Origin of the sequence: Pseudomonas sp. SO81 (assembly GCF_030374125.1) — a bacterium.
GTDB lineage: Bacteria > Pseudomonadota > Gammaproteobacteria > Pseudomonadales > Pseudomonadaceae > Aquipseudomonas.
Genome location: NZ_CP126126.1, coordinates 112708 through 128607, shown reverse-complemented (window position 1 = coordinate 128607; position 15900 = coordinate 112708). Strand labels below are relative to the sequence as shown.

The following is a 15900-nucleotide window of genomic DNA, read 5'->3' as shown; positions in this document are numbered from 1 at the left end:
AGCATTACCACCCACAGGAAGACCCATGTCCCTGGAACAGCACTACACCGCGATTCTCGGCCAACTTGGCGAGGACGTATCCCGTGAAGGCCTGCTCGACACCCCGAAGCGCGCCGCCAAAGCCATGCAGTACCTCTGCCGCGGCTATGAGCAGACCCTCGAGGAAGTCACCAACGGCGCCCTGTTCAGCTCCGACAACAGCGAAATGGTGCTGGTGAAGAACATCGAGCTGTATTCGCTGTGCGAACACCACCTGCTGCCCTTCATCGGCAAGGCCCACGTGGCCTACATCCCCAGCGGCAAGGTGCTGGGCCTGTCCAAGGTGGCACGCATCGTCGACATGTATGCGCGCCGCCTGCAAATCCAGGAAAACCTCAGCCGGCAGATCGCCGAGGCCATCCAGCAGGTCACCGGCGCCCTCGGCGTTGCGGTGGTGATCGAGGCGCAGCACATGTGCATGATGATGCGCGGTGTGGAGAAGCAGAACTCCTCCATGGTCACCTCGGTGATGCTCGGCGAGTTCCGCGAGAACGCCGCCACCCGCAGTGAGTTCCTCAGCCTGATCAAGAGCTGAGCAACCTCGCCGTGAACGAAGCCGGCCTTGCGCCGGCTTTTTCATGCCTCAGTGATCCCGCCCATTCCACGGCACGATCTTGAACGGCGACAGATCGACGTCATCCAGGCAGCGCGCGTTGACCGCCGCCATCAGGCGCCCATCCGGCCCCGGCGCCTCGCTGAACGGCGAGCAGCCGCAGACGTCGCAGAAATGGTGGGCAATCTTGTGGGTATTGAAGCGATAGGTCGGCAGTTCGCCCTCCGGCGACTTCAGCTGCAGCTGCTCGCGACCAACGAACCACAGCAGCCCGCCACGCTTGCTGCACAGCGAGCAGTTGCACTCGGTCAGGCTGTCGATCTCGCCGCGCACGCTGAAGCTGATCTTGCCGCAGTGGCAACTCCCCTGGTGGCTCATGGCCGGCACTCCTGTGCGGTTTGGACAGGACTGCAAGCTAGTTCGCCACCACCCGGCTCGCCAGCGCCAGCCGAGAAATTCACCGGCGAAGCGATATCCGGCGCTGCCAAGGCCGGGCAACTCGGGTACCCTGCCGCCCCCTTTTCATCACTCCAGGAATGACCGGCGATGCTTATCAAGGCACTGCGGATCGGCCTCGGCCAGATCATCATCTTTCTCGACTTCATCACCCGCCCGCGCAAGCTCAAGCGCAGTCCACAGGAACAGGCCCGGGTCGAGAGCGCAGCCGCCGGCCTGGCGCTGTACCAGTTCCACGCTTGCCCATTCTGCGTGAAGACCCGCCGCACCCTGCACCGCCTGAATGTGCCGATGGTGCTGCGCGACGCCAAGAAGAACGCCGTGCATCGTCAGGAGTTGTTGGAACAGGGTGGCAAGCTGCAGGTGCCCTGCCTGCGCATCGAGGAGTCGGGCGGCGTGCGCTGGCTGTACGAATCCAAGGCCATCGGTGCCTACCTGGACGAGCGCTTCGCCGCCCAGTGATGGCTGGGGACGGGCAATTGCTGCCCGTCCCTCACTCGCGCGTCAGCCGAACATGCTCACATGCCGGGGATGGCTGGCGACGCGGTCGAGCCAGGCGTTGATCGCCGGGTAGGCGGCCAGGTCGAAGCCGCCTTCGTCGGCCACATGGGTGTAGGCGTACAGGGCGATGTCGGCCAGGGTGTACTGCTCGCCCACCAGGTACGGCGTGCGCTGCAGCTGCTGCTCCATCACCTTGAACGCCTTGTGGCCGCCCTTGTGGCACTCCTCGTACTCGGCGCGGCGCGCCTCCGGCAGGCCCAGGTACAGCTGGATAAAGCGCGCCACCGCCACATAGGGCTCGTGACTGTACTGCTCGAAGAACTGCCACTGCAGCATCTGCGTGCGCAGGCGCGGCTCCGTGGGGATGAAGGCGCTGCCATCGGCCAGAAAGTTGAGGATGGCGTTGGACTCCCAGAGGAAGGTGCCGTCCTCCAGCTCCAGTACCGGAATCTTGCCGTTGGGGTTCTTGGCCAGGAATTCCGCGGTCTGGGTTTCGCCCTTGAGGATGTCGATCGGCAGCCACTGGTACTGGTGGCCGAGCAGATTGAGCATCAGCTTGACCTTGTAGCAGTTGCCGGAACGGTAATCGCCGTAGACCTTGAGCATGACTACTAACCTCCCTGGGCTTCACGAACGACGGCCGCCAGACGGCGCAGGCCTTCGCCCAGCTTCTCCGGCGGTACATGGCTGAAGTTGAGTCGCAGATGCCCGGGGTTGGCATCCGGCTCGGTGAAGAACGGCTCGCCGGGCATGAACGCCACGTTCTGCGCCATGGCCGGCTGCAGCAGCGTGCGGGTATCCAGCTTGTTGTTCAGGGTCAGCCAGAAGAACAGGCCGCCTTGCGGTACCTGCCAGGTGGCCAGATCACCGAAATGCTCCGCCAGCGCCACCTGCATGGCATCGCGGCGTATGCGGTAGAAGTCGCGCAGCTCGGCTAGGTGCGACTGGTACTTGTCGGTCCCGATCCACTGCAGCGCCTGCCACTGGCCGATGCGGTTGGTGTGCAGATCGGCGGCCTGTTTCAGGCGCAGCAGGTGTGGGAACAGGTCCGGACTGGCGATCAGGAAGCCGACGCGCAGGCCCGGCAGCAAAGTCTTGGACACGGTACCGGTGTAGATCCAGCTGGCGCGCTGCAGGCGGCTGACAATGGGCGTGGCGCTGCCGGCATCGAACACCAGCTCGCGGTACGGCTCGTCCTCGATCAGGGTGACGTTGAATTCGTCGAGCAGCGCCGCCACGGCGTCGCGCTTGGCCTCGCTGTAGCGCACGGCAGACGGGTTCTGGAAGGTCGGAATCAGATAAGCGAAGGCCGGCTTGTGCTGCTGCAGACGCTCGCGCAGGACCTCCAGCTCGGGGCCGTCGGCTTCCTGCGGCACGGTGATGCAGTCGGCACCGAACAGCTGGAACGACTGCAGCGCGGCCAGGTAGGTCGGCGCTTCGACCAGGATCTCGGTGCCCGGATCGATAAACAGCTTGCTGGCCAGGTCCAGGGTCTGCTGCGAGCCGCAGACGATCAGCACCTGGCTGGCATCGCACTTCACCCCGAGCTTGTTGGCCTCGGCGGCGATGGCCTCGCGCAGCGCCGGCTCGCCCTCGCTCATGCCGTACTGGCCGATGGAGGTCGGCATCTCGCTCCAGTCCACCTTCGGCAGCATCGGTTCGGCAGGCAGGCCACCGGCGAAGGACATCACTTCCGGACGTTGCGCCGCAGCGAGGATTTCACGGATCAGGGAGCTTTTCAGGCGGGCAACGCGTTCGGAGAAGGCCATGGGAGTCACCGGTAGCACAGGCAGGATAAATTGGGTCAAACTGTTTGACCGAAACTACGACGGCCAGGACGGATACGTCAATATGCTTGACCTGAAAAAGCCGAGTTCCCAGCAAGCCGCCATGGAAGCCTTCTTCTTCGGCTACCAGGCCTTCACCGCCAAGCCCGACGAGATGCTGGCGCGCCGCGGTCTGTCGCGCGTGCATCACCGCATCCTGTTCTTCATTGCTCGCCACCCCGGGCTGAGCGTGAAGGAGCTGCTCGGCTACCTGGGCGTGACCAAGCAGGCGCTGAACACGCCGCTGCGGCAACTGCAGGAAATGTCGATGGTGGAGTGCGTGGCCGCCAGCGACGACAAGCGCAAACGCCAGCTCGGCCTCACCGTCGAGGGCGCCAAGCTGGAACAGGCGCTGCGCCACGAACAGTCGCGGCTGCTGGCGAAAGTATTCAAGGAGGCCGGCGAACCGGCCGTGCAGGCCTGGCTGGCAATCAACCAGGCCCTGGGCAAGGCCCGCCAGGCGGGCGGCGAGGATTGATCAGGCGGCCTGGCTGCCTTCGAGCTCCTTGGCGCCACGGAAGAACACCAAGGCCGCGGCGACCATGGCTGCCAGGAGAGGCAGTATGCCGACCAGGAACAGGAGGACCGAAGCCATTAGCACACCCGCAGCAATGTTTAGCCAGGCCAGCACGCGCAGGACCGGATAGGCGTTCTCCAACTTGAGCAGCACGATACCCAACCACAGAATGGCCAGCCCGAGCAGCGCTGCCAGACCGAAATAGAACACTGCCTGAGGAGTAAAACCCACACCCAGTTCGTCTCCGCGCCAATACAGATTGATAGCCTCCAGCACCACACTGAGCAGTATGCTCAGCCACACAGGCCTGGCCAGACCATGAGCGGAGAAGCGCGACTCGACGAAGGCCTTGAGACGCAACGCCAGGTAGCAGCCCAGCAGAGTGCTGGCCACGCCCAGTACGTCACCCAGCATGGCCAGATCCTCGATGAAGGCCAGGCCGAGCACCACCAGAGTCGCCAGCAAATAGATCAAACTCAGCCAGCCGAGCAGCTGCAGCTTGCCCGGGCTCCAACCCGGCAGGCTCCGCGGCGCCTGCGCGTCGATCAGCTCCACCGTGGGGGCGGCATAAGGATTGTTCGAATCCATGGCAATTTCCTTGAGTAATGGAACAGTCTCCTTCGCCCGAACAGCCATTCGAAACTGTACCGACGATTGTCGGTGCCGCTGTATCGCGACGCCCGGGCGGGCTGCGCATAGGCTGCCAGCATCCACGGAGAACTGCCATGACCCCGGAACTGCTGATCGCCTTCATACTCTTCGCCTTCGTCACCTCGGTGACTCCCGGCCCGAACAACATGATGCTGCTCGCCTCCGGGGTGAACTTCGGCGTGCGCCGCAGCGTGCCGCACATGCTCGGCATCAGCCTGGGCTTCATGGTGCTGGTGGCAGCCGTCGGCCTGGGTCTGGGCCAGCTGTTCGAACAGTTCCCGCCTCTGTACACAGCGCTGCGCTACGCCGGCGCCGCCTACCTGCTCTACCTGGCCTGGAAGATCGCCGGTGCAGGCGCCCCAGATGCGAGCGGCAAGGCCGCCGGCAAGCCGTTCACCTTTCTTCAGGCGGCGGCCTTCCAGTGGGTCAATCCCAAGGCCTGGATCATGGCCATCGGCGCCATCACCACCTACACCCCGCAGGACGGCTTCCTGGTCAACGTGCTGCTGATCGCCGCGCTGTTCGCCCTGGTCAACTGCCCCAGCGTGGGCCTGTGGACGGTGGCAGGCAGCCTGCTGCGCCGCTGGCTGGACAAACCGCGTGTGCTGCGCGCCTTCAACATCGGTATGGCCTTGCTGCTTGTGGCCTCGCTCTACCCTATCCTGATCGACGTCAAGGGAACCTTCTGATGAGCAACGTCACGGAAGCCATGGATACCTCGCGTCGCCTGCGCCCCCTCGCCGACTCCGCGCCCTCCGCCGTGGTGGCCGGCTTCGTCTCGGCGCTCACCGGCTACACCAGCTCGCTGGTGCTGATGTTCCAGGCCGGCCAGGCCGCCGGGCTCAGCGCCGCGCAGATTTCCTCCTGGCTGTGGGCACTGTCGATCGGCATGGCCATCTGCACCATCGCCCTGTCGCTGCGCTACCGCACGCCCGTGGTGGTGGCCTGGTCGACGCCGGGCGCGGCCCTGCTGATCACCAGCATGCCCGGCGTGAGCTATCCGGAAGCCATCGGTGCCTTCGTGGTCTGCGCCGTGCTGCTCAGCCTGATCGGCCTGTCCGGCGCCTTCGAGAGGGTCATGCGCTACCTGCCCGGCTCGCTGGCAGCGGCCTTGCTGGCCGGCATTCTGTTCCGCATCGGCAGCGAGATCTTCGTCGCCGCGCAGACCAGCACCGCGCTGGTACTGGCGATGTTCTTCACCTTCCTGCTCGGCAAGCGCCTGGCGCCGCGCTACGCGGTGCTCGCCGCACTGCTCGTCGGCGCAGTGATGGCCGCGGCATTGGGCATGCTGGATTTCAGCCAGCTCAAGCTGGAAGTGGCGGTACCGGTGTGGACCACGCCGAGCTTCTCCTTCGGCGCAGCCATCAGCATCGGCCTTCCGCTGTTCGTGGTGGCCATGGCCTCGCAGAACATCCCGGGCCTCGCGGTACTGCGTGCCGACGGCTATCACGTGCCGCCTTCGCCGCTGATCGCCACCACCGGCATCGCCTCGTTGCTGCTGGCGCCGTTCGGTTCCCACGGCATCAACCTGGCCGCCATCAGCGCCGCCATCTGCACCGGCGCCGAGGCCCACGAGGACAAGCGCAAGCGCTACACCGCTGCCCTGTGGAACGGCGTGTTCTGCGGTATCGCCGGAATCTTCGCCGCCACCCTGGCCGCGCTGTTCACCACCCTGCCCAGCGCCCTGATCCTGTCAATTGCGGCGCTGGCCCTGCTCGGTTCCATCGGCAACGGCCTGGCCCAGGCAATGAATGAGCCGGCCGAGCGCGACGCCGCGCTGATCACCTTCATGATCACCGCTTCGGGCATGAGCCTGCTGGGCATAGGCTCGGCCTTCTGGGGCCTGGTCGGTGGCGCCGTTACCCTGCTGATCCTCAACTGGCGCAAGCGCTGAGTCGCGGCAGAAACGAAAAAGCCCGGGCAAGTCCCGGGCTTTTTCATGCGGCAGCGGATCAGGCCGCCTGGACTTCCTCGGCCGCCAGCTCCTTGCCATGGGCGAAGTTGACCCACCAGCCGAAGGCGGCGGCGGTGAAGAACATGATGAAGCTGTAGATCGCCGCCGGTACGGCCATGGTGGCGTTGTTCAGCAGCATCGGGCTCAGCGCCAGGGCGATGGCCAGGGTGCCGTTGTGGATGCCGATCTCCATGCCGATGGCCACCGCCTGACGGCGCGGCAGCTTCATCAGGCGCGGCACGCCGTAGCCAACGGCCAGGCTGATCAGGTTGAACAGCAGCGCGGCCAGGCCCACCACCGGGGCATAGTCCACCACCGTCTGCCAATCCTTGACGAAGGCCAGCACGATCACCAGCAGCAGGAACAGCGCGGAGATGATCTTCACCGGCTTCTCCATGGCGTTAGCGAAGCCCGGCGCCAGCTTGCGGATGACCATGCCGATGGCCACCGGGCCAAGGACGATGGCGAACACCTGCACCACCTTGGCGAACTGCAGCGGAATGGCCTGGTCGCCTTCCATGAAGTGGGCCAGCGACAGGTTGACGATGAAGGGCATGGTCAGGATGGCCACCACCGAGTTGACCGCGGTCAGCGTCACGTTTAGCGCCACGTCACCGTGGGCCAGGTGGCTGTAGAGGTTGGCCGAGGTGCCGCCGGGGGATGCGGCCAGCAGCATCAGACCCACGGCCAGGGCCGGGGCCAGGCCAAAGCCCTTGGCGATCAGGAAGCACACCAGCGGCAACAGGAGCAGCTGGCAGCCCAGGCCGATCAGCACGGGTTTGGGGAATTTCACCACCCGGGCGAAGTCCGCCAGGGTCAGCGACAACCCCAGGCCGAGCATGATGATGCCCAGGGCAATGGGGAGGAAGGTGGTGGTCAAGGCACTTGCTGTCATTGTTATTGTTCTCCAGAACGAACTAGCCCTGCGATTCTTGACGAGCCGGCCAGGCCTTGTAACTGGCTTTTTAAGCCAAAGGCCGGGGATGTCGTTACAGAATGCAAAAAGGGCGCCTCGCGGCGCCCTTTCTCATCAGATCGCGGTAGCCCCGCCATCCACGGCCAGTGAGTGGCCGGTGGTGAAGGCCGCTGCATCGCAGCACAGATAGAGCACCGCCGCGGCGATTTCCTCGACCTTGCCGATGCGCCCAACCGGGTGCATGCCGGCGACGAACTCGGCCTTCTTCGGGTCGGATTCGGCGGCGCGGCGCCACATATCGGTGTCGATCACCGCCGGGCACACGGCGTTGACGCGAATCTTCTTCTTGCCGTACTCGACGGCCGCGGACTTGGTCAGGCCGATCACCGCGTGCTTGGAGGCGGCGTAGATGCTCATCTTCGGAGCGGCGCCGAGGCCGGCGACCGAGGCGGTGTTGACGATGGCGCCGCCACCCTGGGCCAGCAGCAGCGGCAGCTGGTGCTTCATGCACAGCCACACGCCCTTGACGTTGACGCCCATGATGGCGTCGAACTCCGCCTCATCGCCGTCGGCCAGCTTGCCCTTCTCGATCTCGATGCCGGCGTTGTTGAAGGCGTAGTCGAGGCGACCGAAGCTGGCGATCACCTGTTCCATCAGCGCCTTGACCTCGGCATCGCGGGTCACGTCGCAACGCACGAACACCGCTTCGCCGCCGGCATCGCGGATCAGCTGCACGGTGCCTTCACCGCCGCTCACGTCGACGTCGGACACCACCACCTGCAGGCCCTCGGCCGCGAAGGCCTGGGCGGTGGCGCGGCCGATACCGGCGGCACCGCCGGTCACCAGGGCTACTTTGCCGGAGAAGGTCATGCTCATTTCTGCATCCTCGCAGGAGTTGAAGTGAGCGGAGTCTAGCCAGCGCCGGCGACGGCGAGCAGCACTATCAGGGGGCGATGTGCAGGATCATCCAAAGGAATGATGAAGGCACCGGGCCTCCCATCACTCTTCTGGATGCAACCGGGCCGGGCTCAGCCCAGTTCGGCGACGATATCGGCCAGGGCCTTGGCCGGGTCGGCGGCCTGGCTGATCGGCCGGCCGATCACCAGGAAGTCGGAGCCGGCAGCCATGGCCTTGGCCGGAGTGAGAATGCGCTTCTGGTCGTCGATGGAGCTGCCGGCCGGGCGGATGCCTGGGGTGACCAGCTGCAGGGCCGGCTGGGCGATCTTCAGCGCCGGGGCTTCCTGGGCGGAGCACACCAGGCCATCCAGGCGCGCCTCGGCGGCCAGCGCGGCCAGGCGCAGCACCTGCTCCTGGGGCGCCACGTCCAGGCCGATACCGGCCAGATCGGACTGCTCCATGCTGGTCAGCACGGTCACGCCGATCAGCAGCGGCTTGGCGCCGGCCAGCTTGTCCAGCTCCTCGCGGCAGGCCGCCATCATGCGCAGGCCGCCCGAGCAGTGCACGTTGACCATCCACACACCCAGCTCGGCGGCGGCCTTGACCGCCATCGCAGTGGTGTTGGGGATGTCGTGGAATTTCAGATCGAGGAACACCTCGAAGCCCTTGGCCTGCAGGGCCTCGACCACCGCCGGACCGCTGCGGGTGAACAGCTCCTTGCCGACCTTGACCCGGCACAACTTGGGGTCCAGCCGCTCGGCCAGGGCCAGGGCGGCGTCACGGGAGGGGAAGTCGAGGGCAACGATGATCGGGGTCTGGCAGGACATGGCGGGCTCGCAGGAATCGAAAACCGCGGCATTGTAGCGGAAGCCGCCCGCCGCGGTCAGATCACCTCGTCCAGTGCCGGCGATCAGGCCCGAACCTCCTGTCGCGCAGACCGGCTGCACGGGCCAGGCATTCCGGCAGATCAAAAAAAGGATCGCCACCAGCATCACCAGGCTGACCCGACCACTTGCAGCAAAACAAGGCCACTCGCCTCATTCATCCCCGCAATGCTTCCTTACCGCAAGGCCGGCGGTAGACTGGCGCCCCTCTTCCTCCAGACCAGGCAGCAGTCATGGCCCGTCTCCAGCTCGATTTCTCCCAGCAACAGTTCTGCTACAGCACCCACATGACCGTGCGCAGCACCGACATCAACGCCAGCAACCACCTGGGCAACGACGCCATGATCTCGATGATCTCCGAGGCCCGCGCCCGTTTCCTCTACGACTTCGGCATCCGCGAGGCCGACCAGGCGAACGGCATCATCGTCACCGACCTGGCCACCATGTACCGCGCCGAGTCGCACTCCCGCGACCAGTTGCTGTTCGAGGTCGGCGTCATGGACTTCAATCGCTACGGCGGCGACATCATCTTCCGCATCACCCGCCCAGCGGACAGCACCCTAATCGCATTGGCTAAGTCCGGCTTCGTGTTCTTCGACTACCAGCAGAACAAGGTGGTGCCGATGCCGGAGGCCTTCCGAGCGACCTTTCCAGAGGTCAATTGCCTGGATTAGCGAATTCGGGCAATAGATGCCCCGCGGATTCCATCCAGAGCCTGCTCTCACGCCGGAGACAAGCACGCCGGCTTTCGATCTTGGCGCTCGTCCGTCTAGCACAGATCACCGACAGAGGTAGTCGACCGTTGTGGTGCTGTGACGGAACGGATCGACAAGGTCGTCGCCATAGCTGTCGAGCAAGAGTCTCTGCTTGGGCAACAGATGGGCACGAAAGAAACGGCTGAAGCTCGCCAGCCTGTCGCCCTTGGGCGTCAGATGAACACAACCGTTCTCGATGCGGATGGTGCCCGACTGAAGCTGCTCGGTCAGACGTACGTCGACCAGCCGATGCTCCTTGAGATACTCCTGCGTGAAGATTTCGGCGAAGCGGCTCTGCTGAATACCCCCTCCGCGCTGCTGCAGCTTCTCGAGTACGTAGAACGATAATGACCGATCGAGCACGGTAGGTACCGAGATGGCGAGCCCGTAGGCCGTCAGCAGCCAGATGAGAACCATCTGCAGTTTCTCGAAGGCGCCAAAGATGGCGAATACATGTAAACGCCAGATGGCGAGACCGGCGATCAAAACGGCAAGCACACCATCGAAGAGGGCGCTGTAGAAAACCACATCGACCCTGAAGAAGCCGGCATGGATCCAGTAGATCAGGCAGGCGAGTGCCAGAAAAGCCAGGGAAGCGGCGAGGAATCGTGCGATCTTCATGCTGCCTTGAAAACCAACAATCTGTTGCCCAGATAGCTCAGCACGGCCTGCATCATCGCGGCGAGAATGAGGCCGACGGTGTAGTCCAGGTGCAGTCGATCGGTCCAGGCATAGAGCAGAAGCCCGTGCAGGCAGGCAATCGCAGCGTAGGACGTGAGAAAGCGCATGGCCTGCTGCCACAAAGGCTCGCCAACGCGACGAAAAACGAAATAGCGGCTGCCGATGAAGGACGCCGCAATACCGAACCACGCGGCAAAGAAATTGGCCAGGCCTGCCGAAGGCATCTCAAGCACCCGCAGGTTGAAACTAAAGACGGCGTAGTGAACTGCGGTGGCGAACAGGCCGTTTATGACGAAGCGACCAACCTCGGCGGCGCGCGACTCTGTGCTCATTGGTCGCCGTCTTTGCGTGCCTGTGATGACGCACTGTGTTCGATGCGCTCGATGAACTGTGCATAGGGAATATGCACGAGCGCGCCGGACTTGCTGACACCGGTGAGCATGAGGCTGATCAGGGCCAGGGAACCTGTCTGGAGGAACATCAGCGCCAGGATGCCAAGCGCTACCGAGAACCAGCCGGGGGTCGCGAATCCCGACACCTTGAGAACCACTGTCGCCAGGCCTGCGACCAGTGCCAGCATGGCGATCAGCGCCGAGGCGATTCCGACGCGCACCAGCACGTCTTCGGCGAAGACCATCACGCCACGAAAGCCGTGCAACACGAGTCCCACAAAATCCATCTTGCTCTGGCCGGCATAGCGCGGACCGCGATCAAGTGCACAGGTACGGATCCGCAGCCGCGAACCCAGCACACAACTGGCGACGTGGGTCCAGAGCTCCTGCATAGCAGCGAGCCTCTTCACGGCCGCCGGCTTGAGCGCCATGAAATTGCCAAAGCTGATCTGGCGCCCGGTCAGTACCTTGAACAGCCACTTGTAGAAGAAATAGAAGGCCTTGAAACGCAGCGTTTCGACCCGGGTCTTGCGCTGGGCGACGACCAGATCCACATCGGGCGAGTCCAGTGCGTTGAGCAGTTCCGGAATGGATGCCGGCAGATCCTCTCCGTCAGAATCCATGACCACGACCTGCGCGGTGCCCATATGCTCCGCCACATAGCTGATGCCAAGCGCGATGGCGCGCTGATGGCCGACATTGCGACGCAGGCGAATGACCGTCCCGCGGAGTCCGGCGGCATTCAGCTTCCCGAGGTCGACCGGGTGCCGCACCGAACCGTCGTCTACGGCCACCACGTATACCTGCTGGCCGAAAGCCGCGGACAGCTCTTCGAATAGGCGGGCAGAAGCCTCTGCATCCTCGAAGACCGGGGTTACTACGACGAGGCTGGGGGAATTGGGTTGCATGTGCTCAGGGTTGATGTGGAAGGACGTGAAAGTGAAATCACAACGGGCCTGAAGGCCGAAAGGCTAGCTCACCCAATCAAACAGGACCGACCCGACTAGCATGGCGCCAATGAGGGCGTAGAGCACTCTATAGCATTTCTGGTAGGTGAGCAGGCTCTCGACACTGAGGCCGGCGCGCACGGCTCGCCAGGACGCATACAGATGCACCGGATAGAGCACGACGGCAAACACGAGAAGGCGCGGCAGCTGGCCGAACACAGCGAGTGCGATCAATAGCCCATAGGCCACAGTGAACAAGATCATACCTGCGACGAAGCTGCGCATCCGACCGAAGGCGACCGCATTGGTGCGGATGCCATTGAGCCGGTCGCCCTCGTAGCCTCGGGTCTCGTGCATGAGGTGGCCGGCTGCGAAGATCAGCCCGAAGAAGCAACCGGTGACGATGCTGCCTGCATCGATTGCGGAAAAGGTCGCGTAACCGAGCAGGAAATGCAGCGTGCCACCCACGAGATGGAGGCCGGAGCCCAGAATCGGGCGCCCCTTCATATGGATCACCGGGGCGGAATAGAGGGCGCTCAACCCCAGGATGGCCACTGCCAAGGCGAACGAGGCCGCCCCCAGCAGCGCGAACAACAGCAGCGTAATGCCCAGCAGCGCCGCGGCAAGGAGTCCGACGGCGCTACGGCTCACGCCCTGCGTGGCGAATGTCCGGGTGGCGCGGTGCGGGTCCCGGAGGTCACCATCGATACCGGCCCAATCGTTTATCACGAACACGTGCCCCACCAGGCACAGGCTCCCCAAACCGAACACGACAGCCCTGATGCAGTCGGCGACAGTCAGGCTATCGAGTGCCAGGATCGCACCTATCAGCGGAGTACCTTGCAACACCAAGACTTCGTCGAGACGAATGGCGGACAGTAACCGCAGCAACCGCCGCACCGACTGGAAGCGGAGATTGGTAGTGGCGATATTGCTCATAGCCCGACGCGGCCCTTCTCGGACTCATGCGCGGCACCCTCAGCATTCGCCGCGGATCGTGCACGCTCGCTCTCGTAGTAGAGCCTGAGCCAGAGGGCATAGCCAAACGACTCGGACCAGTAGTAGCGGCTCACGGAGGCACTCAGATCGTTGTGGTAGAGCAGCGGAGGCTCCCCCCTCAGCGCAGCGAAGTTGTTGGCGGCAAGCTTGTTCAACAAGAGCTCTACGGCTTCAAGCTGGCCTGCGGCAGGCTCATCCCCTGTCTCGAAATGAGCAAGATGGTTCAGAAGCTCGATCCAGATGCCCTGGCCCGCGACTGTAGTTTGCAGCCGCGCCGCAGGCAGCTGCAGCGGGCAGCCAGCCTTGCTCACCCGATTCAGACGCAGCAGAACGATTGGTGGCGCCAGGCGATAGTAGACCCACAACGACTCGTCGACAGAGCGCCTCTGTAATGCGGTGCACAGCGCACGGGCCGCGGGCGGATCCTCCTGCGCCAACAGCAGATATACGTGCAACTGGATGCCGATATCGGGCGGATTCGGATCCCTACCCGGGTCGATGCACCTGAAACGCGCCCTTGGCGCCAGCCAGGTCTGATAGAGACCGTCCGGCGTGCGGTACTGCTTGAGCGTGGACAGTGCCTGCACCAGCAATTCCGAGCGGGCACTCGGCGCAATTCGCCACGCGAGCGCAGTGTCGTCGGAGTCTGGGGTGATGACGCAGCCCATCACCCCCATCGTCGGCAGGTCGGGACGACCGTGATAGCGCACGAGGCCGTCATCCTCGATCTGATTCATGAGGAACTGGCGTGCCCGCTCCAGCGGACCGGTGAGGCCGCTCTGCTGCGCCACCGGCTCGATGGCCTCGATCAGGGCGGCGTTGGTAAACAGATTCAGCTCCTGCCCTTGCGGCGCGAACTGCGTTGTCTTGGAGAACTCGCTGAGCCAATAACCGGCGCGATCCTGGCGCTCGACGAGAATCGCAGCCGCACGCCGTGCTGCTCCCGCGAGATTCGCATCGATGTTCTCGATGGTGAATTCGCGAACACCCAACAGGCGATGCTGGCCGCCTGGATGAGCACGCACAAGTGCTGCCACCACATGTTTGCCGGGTGCCAGAGCATCTACGGCTAATGTCATCTGCCAACCGCTGAGTGCGGGTTCGCCGAGTGTACGCACCACGTCAGCGCGCTCGAAGAAGCGATCAGTGCCAACGATCACGCGACCATTCACCATCAGCGTGACATCCGAGGGCGTGCGGCCATCCATGAGCGCCCATCCGGCAACAACCATGCGCCTGCCGTCGCCCTCGTTGCGTACCTCGGCCAGATCGATATTCCCCCGCAGCATGCCGAAATCGGGGGCGACTCGCCCGTGCGTCAGTTCAGCAAAAAAAGGCAGGTTGTCGATATCCCAGACCAGTTGCTTCCATGTATCGCGGTTCACCACCGGCCCCTTGGCAGCCACCGCAGCCCCCAGGGCCTGCCCTGTGTAGCAGAAGGCGCCTACCGCCTGGATGGCCACGGAGGCTATGCAGGCGAGGATGAACAGGGCTCGGCCTGCGATGCGCAGGCGCTCGAAGACTGGCACCAGCATCCATATCAGGATCGGCAGCGACTCTGTGAGATAGCGAGGCCCCCAGCTCTGTCCTTGCACCCAATGCGTCGCGCCGTAGAAGAACACCTGCAACAGTAGAGCGCCGCCAATCACCAGGGTGAGGCTGCGCGAATTCCGGTCGCGCAACACCGAAGCCAGGAAGAGCGGCACGAACAGCAGGAATGGTGAAAAGACGAAAAGACCGTAGACCGGACTGAACAGCATCACACCGGCGCCGAATAGTGCGTCGTCACCGAACTGCGCCACTCTGCTGTCCAGCGTCGGCATCAGGCCATAGCCACCGAAGATATGCCCCACCACGAACAGGTTATAGGCCAGTAAAAGCCCGACCGGCACTAAGGCCGAAGCAAGGAATAGCGGGAAACGGGGCCCCGTCCAGCGGATTGCATAGAGCGCGAAACCGGCCGCGAGGATAGCGTCTGGCTGTCGATTGCAGGCCAGTAGCGCACAGAAGAGGCCAGCCCAAAGCGCACGCAGTGGTGTGCACGGCCCGGTCAGCAGGTAGAGCATTGCGACAACCAGCAGTCCGCCGAGCCCGTGCAACCACAGTGCCTGGCTGCTGATAACCCATGTCGTGGTGCCCAACGCATATGCGACGGTGAGCAACGCCGCGACAGGGGGCGGGCCACGCCGGCGCAACAGAAGGTAGAGCAGCATCGCCGACAGCGTCGCCACGAGCGACGCACAGAACTTCTCCATGATCCGTGCGACATGATCGACTCGCTGCGGATCCCAGCCCTTGGCGTCGAGATAGGCCACCGCCGGCAGGTAAAGTGGCGCGACAACCACAGGCGTCACTATGGGATATAGCGAGACGATGCTGCCCTTTGGGCTCTTGATCACCCAGAATGCGGCATTCGACTGGCCCTGCCCGGTCGGAACCGGCCGGCCCTGTGTTACCAGGGATACGATAGGGTCCAGCGTCAGGCTGTGGTGCTTCCAGATCGACAGCGGAAGGTAGCGCGCCGGATAGGTATCGCCACCACCGATGGACCTCAGGTTGGCGTTGTAGATCAAGAAAAAGGCGAGTCCAAGCAACAAGCAGATCGCCAAATCCCGGCGCCGTGAGCCATAAAAGGCGTTCGATGAAACTCCTGCTTCCGCAAGAGGCGCTCTCCCCTCCCCAACTGCCTGCATACGGCTCCAACGCGCTTTCTAGAATCGGTAAGCTACCGCTGCACCTCATAGGTCGGCGGAGCCTTGGACAAATTCGATCTGGCGCGACCCGGCGAAGCACAGGAATACTGCGTGCGCCGCCATTCACGCGCCGGCGAGTATAACTGCGATGCTGCAAGCGAGTCTTGAGCCTCACCGCCTGGATCGAGGCACATTCCTACTGAATATATCGATGGGTGTTGAATGAGAGGCCTGGCCGG

The 15900-nt window shown here is 63.8% G+C and carries 18 protein-coding genes; 6 read left to right on the top strand and 12 right to left on the bottom strand.

Translation table 11 applies throughout. The features are described 5' to 3' along the window. Nucleotides 1-25 precede the first annotated feature (25 nt). The gene (folE, locus tag OH686_RS00625) at nt 26-574 is read left to right on the top strand and encodes a GTP cyclohydrolase I FolE (RefSeq protein WP_137973292.1); all 549 of its coding nucleotides are present in this window, start codon (nt 26-28) and stop codon (nt 572-574) included. A 48-nt stretch (nt 575-622) separates the two neighbouring features. Here the strand turns inward: folE and OH686_RS00620 are convergent, their stop codons facing one another. Next, entirely contained in the window at nt 623-970 is a 348-nt protein-coding gene (locus tag OH686_RS00620) for a GFA family protein (protein WP_289535691.1), read from the bottom strand. A gap of 168 nt (nt 971-1138) precedes the next feature. On the opposite strand from OH686_RS00620, the gene OH686_RS00615 reads away from it, so the two are divergent. Further along, nucleotides 1139-1510, top strand: coding sequence for a glutaredoxin domain-containing protein (locus OH686_RS00615; protein WP_289535689.1), 372 nt, complete (start codon nt 1139-1141; stop codon nt 1508-1510). 42 nt (nt 1511-1552) lie between these two features. Here OH686_RS00615 and OH686_RS00610 read toward each other — a convergent pair whose 3' ends face one another. Together OH686_RS00610 and OH686_RS00605 are read right to left on the bottom strand one after the other, a co-directional pair. After that, a complete protein-coding gene (locus tag OH686_RS00610) occupies nt 1553-2155 on the bottom strand; it encodes a glutathione S-transferase family protein (RefSeq protein WP_289535687.1) in 603 nt (200 codons plus the stop codon). A gap of 5 nt (nt 2156-2160) precedes the next feature. Continuing rightward, the gene (locus OH686_RS00605) at nt 2161-3318 is read right to left on the bottom strand and encodes an aminotransferase-like domain-containing protein (RefSeq protein ID WP_289535685.1); all 1158 of its coding nucleotides are present in this window, start codon (nt 3316-3318) and stop codon (nt 2161-2163) included. Between the two features lie 82 nt (nt 3319-3400). Between OH686_RS00605 and OH686_RS00600 the strand changes: the two genes are divergently transcribed. Next, nucleotides 3401-3853, top strand: a complete 453-nt coding sequence (locus OH686_RS00600; protein ID WP_289535684.1) for a MarR family winged helix-turn-helix transcriptional regulator — start codon at nt 3401-3403, stop codon at nt 3851-3853. Here OH686_RS00600 and OH686_RS00595 read toward each other — a convergent pair whose 3' ends face one another. Further along, a complete protein-coding gene (locus tag OH686_RS00595) occupies nt 3854-4480 on the bottom strand; it encodes a hypothetical protein (protein WP_289535683.1) in 627 nt (208 codons plus the stop codon). A gap of 137 nt (nt 4481-4617) precedes the next feature. Between OH686_RS00595 and OH686_RS00590 the strand changes: the two genes are divergently transcribed. Both OH686_RS00590 and OH686_RS00585 read left to right on the top strand, forming a co-directional pair. Further along, a complete protein-coding gene (locus OH686_RS00590) occupies nt 4618-5232 on the top strand; it encodes a LysE family translocator (RefSeq protein WP_289535682.1) in 615 nt (204 codons plus the stop codon). Then, the gene (locus OH686_RS00585; RefSeq protein WP_289535681.1) at nt 5232-6437 is read left to right on the top strand and encodes a benzoate/H(+) symporter BenE family transporter; all 1206 of its coding nucleotides are present in this window, start codon (nt 5232-5234) and stop codon (nt 6435-6437) included. Before OH686_RS00590 ends, OH686_RS00585 begins: the two co-directional genes overlap by 1 nt. 58 nt (nt 6438-6495) lie before the next feature. Here the strand turns inward: OH686_RS00585 and OH686_RS00580 are convergent, their stop codons facing one another. From OH686_RS00580 to pyrF, 3 genes are all read right to left on the bottom strand, one after another. Then, nucleotides 6496-7392, bottom strand: coding sequence for a bile acid:sodium symporter family protein (locus OH686_RS00580; protein WP_289535680.1), 897 nt, complete (start codon nt 7390-7392; stop codon nt 6496-6498). 135 nt (nt 7393-7527) lie between these two features. After that, on the bottom strand, nt 7528-8289 hold the full coding sequence (locus OH686_RS00575) for an SDR family oxidoreductase (RefSeq protein WP_289535678.1): 762 nt from the start codon (nt 8287-8289) through the stop codon (nt 7528-7530). A gap of 152 nt (nt 8290-8441) precedes the next feature. Beyond that, the gene (gene pyrF, locus OH686_RS00570) at nt 8442-9137 is read right to left on the bottom strand and encodes an orotidine-5'-phosphate decarboxylase (RefSeq protein WP_289535677.1); all 696 of its coding nucleotides are present in this window, start codon (nt 9135-9137) and stop codon (nt 8442-8444) included. Between the two features lie 290 nt (nt 9138-9427). On the opposite strand from pyrF, the gene OH686_RS00565 reads away from it, so the two are divergent. Beyond that, a complete protein-coding gene (locus tag OH686_RS00565) occupies nt 9428-9868 on the top strand; it encodes a thioesterase family protein (protein WP_289535675.1) in 441 nt (146 codons plus the stop codon). 105 nt (nt 9869-9973) lie between these two features. Here the strand turns inward: OH686_RS00565 and OH686_RS00560 are convergent, their stop codons facing one another. From OH686_RS00560 to OH686_RS00540, 5 genes are all read right to left on the bottom strand, one after another. Continuing rightward, nucleotides 9974-10570 carry a hypothetical protein gene (locus OH686_RS00560; RefSeq protein WP_289535674.1) on the bottom strand — a complete coding sequence of 199 codons (597 nt, stop codon included), beginning with the start codon at nt 10568-10570 and terminating at the stop codon, nt 9974-9976. Next, nucleotides 10567-10962 (bottom strand): GtrA family protein, encoded by a 396-nt coding sequence (locus OH686_RS00555; protein WP_289535672.1) that lies wholly within the window; start codon nt 10960-10962, stop codon nt 10567-10569. Before OH686_RS00555 ends, OH686_RS00560 begins: the two co-directional genes overlap by 4 nt. Beyond that, the gene (locus tag OH686_RS00550) at nt 10959-11930 is read right to left on the bottom strand and encodes a glycosyltransferase (protein WP_289535671.1); all 972 of its coding nucleotides are present in this window, start codon (nt 11928-11930) and stop codon (nt 10959-10961) included. The genes OH686_RS00555 and OH686_RS00550 overlap by 4 nt, the downstream gene beginning before the upstream one ends. A gap of 63 nt (nt 11931-11993) precedes the next feature. Further along, a complete protein-coding gene (locus OH686_RS00545; protein WP_289535669.1) occupies nt 11994-12908 on the bottom strand; it encodes a UbiA family prenyltransferase in 915 nt (304 codons plus the stop codon). After that, complete coding sequence (locus tag OH686_RS00540; protein WP_289535668.1) at nt 12905-15541, bottom strand: hypothetical protein; 2637 nt, start codon at nt 15539-15541, stop codon at nt 12905-12907. The genes OH686_RS00545 and OH686_RS00540 overlap by 4 nt, the downstream gene beginning before the upstream one ends. Nucleotides 15542-15900: the final 359 nt, after the last annotated feature.

Excerpts from the sequence above, each read along its gene's own strand:
- OH686_RS00565 (WP_289535675.1), top strand. The coding sequence starts at position 9,428 with ATGGCCCGTCTCCAGCTCGATTTCTCCCAGCAACAGTTCTGCTACAGC.
- OH686_RS00600 (WP_289535684.1), top strand. The coding sequence starts at position 3,401 with ATGCTTGACCTGAAAAAGCCGAGTTCCCAGCAAGCCGCCATGGAAGCC.
- OH686_RS00550 (WP_289535671.1), bottom strand. The coding sequence starts at position 11,930 with ATGCAACCCAATTCCCCCAGCCTCGTCGTAGTAACCCCGGTCTTCGAG.
- folE (WP_137973292.1), top strand. The coding sequence starts at position 26 with ATGTCCCTGGAACAGCACTACACCGCGATTCTCGGCCAACTTGGCGAG.
- pyrF (WP_289535677.1), bottom strand. The coding sequence starts at position 9,137 with ATGTCCTGCCAGACCCCGATCATCGTTGCCCTCGACTTCCCCTCCCGT.
- OH686_RS00545 (WP_289535669.1), bottom strand. The coding sequence starts at position 12,908 with ATGAGCAATATCGCCACTACCAATCTCCGCTTCCAGTCGGTGCGGCGG.
- OH686_RS00560 (WP_289535674.1), bottom strand. The coding sequence starts at position 10,570 with ATGAAGATCGCACGATTCCTCGCCGCTTCCCTGGCTTTTCTGGCACTC.
- OH686_RS00590 (WP_289535682.1), top strand. The coding sequence starts at position 4,618 with ATGACCCCGGAACTGCTGATCGCCTTCATACTCTTCGCCTTCGTCACC.
- OH686_RS00585 (WP_289535681.1), top strand. The coding sequence starts at position 5,232 with ATGAGCAACGTCACGGAAGCCATGGATACCTCGCGTCGCCTGCGCCCC.
- OH686_RS00605 (WP_289535685.1), bottom strand. The coding sequence starts at position 3,318 with ATGGCCTTCTCCGAACGCGTTGCCCGCCTGAAAAGCTCCCTGATCCGT.
- OH686_RS00580 (WP_289535680.1), bottom strand. The coding sequence starts at position 7,392 with ATGACAGCAAGTGCCTTGACCACCACCTTCCTCCCCATTGCCCTGGGC.
- OH686_RS00610 (WP_289535687.1), bottom strand. The coding sequence starts at position 2,155 with ATGCTCAAGGTCTACGGCGATTACCGTTCCGGCAACTGCTACAAGGTC.
- OH686_RS00575 (WP_289535678.1), bottom strand. The coding sequence starts at position 8,289 with ATGAGCATGACCTTCTCCGGCAAAGTAGCCCTGGTGACCGGCGGTGCC.
- OH686_RS00595 (WP_289535683.1), bottom strand. The coding sequence starts at position 4,480 with ATGGATTCGAACAATCCTTATGCCGCCCCCACGGTGGAGCTGATCGAC.
- OH686_RS00555 (WP_289535672.1), bottom strand. The coding sequence starts at position 10,962 with ATGAGCACAGAGTCGCGCGCCGCCGAGGTTGGTCGCTTCGTCATAAAC.
- OH686_RS00615 (WP_289535689.1), top strand. The coding sequence starts at position 1,139 with ATGCTTATCAAGGCACTGCGGATCGGCCTCGGCCAGATCATCATCTTT.
- OH686_RS00620 (WP_289535691.1), bottom strand. The coding sequence starts at position 970 with ATGAGCCACCAGGGGAGTTGCCACTGCGGCAAGATCAGCTTCAGCGTG.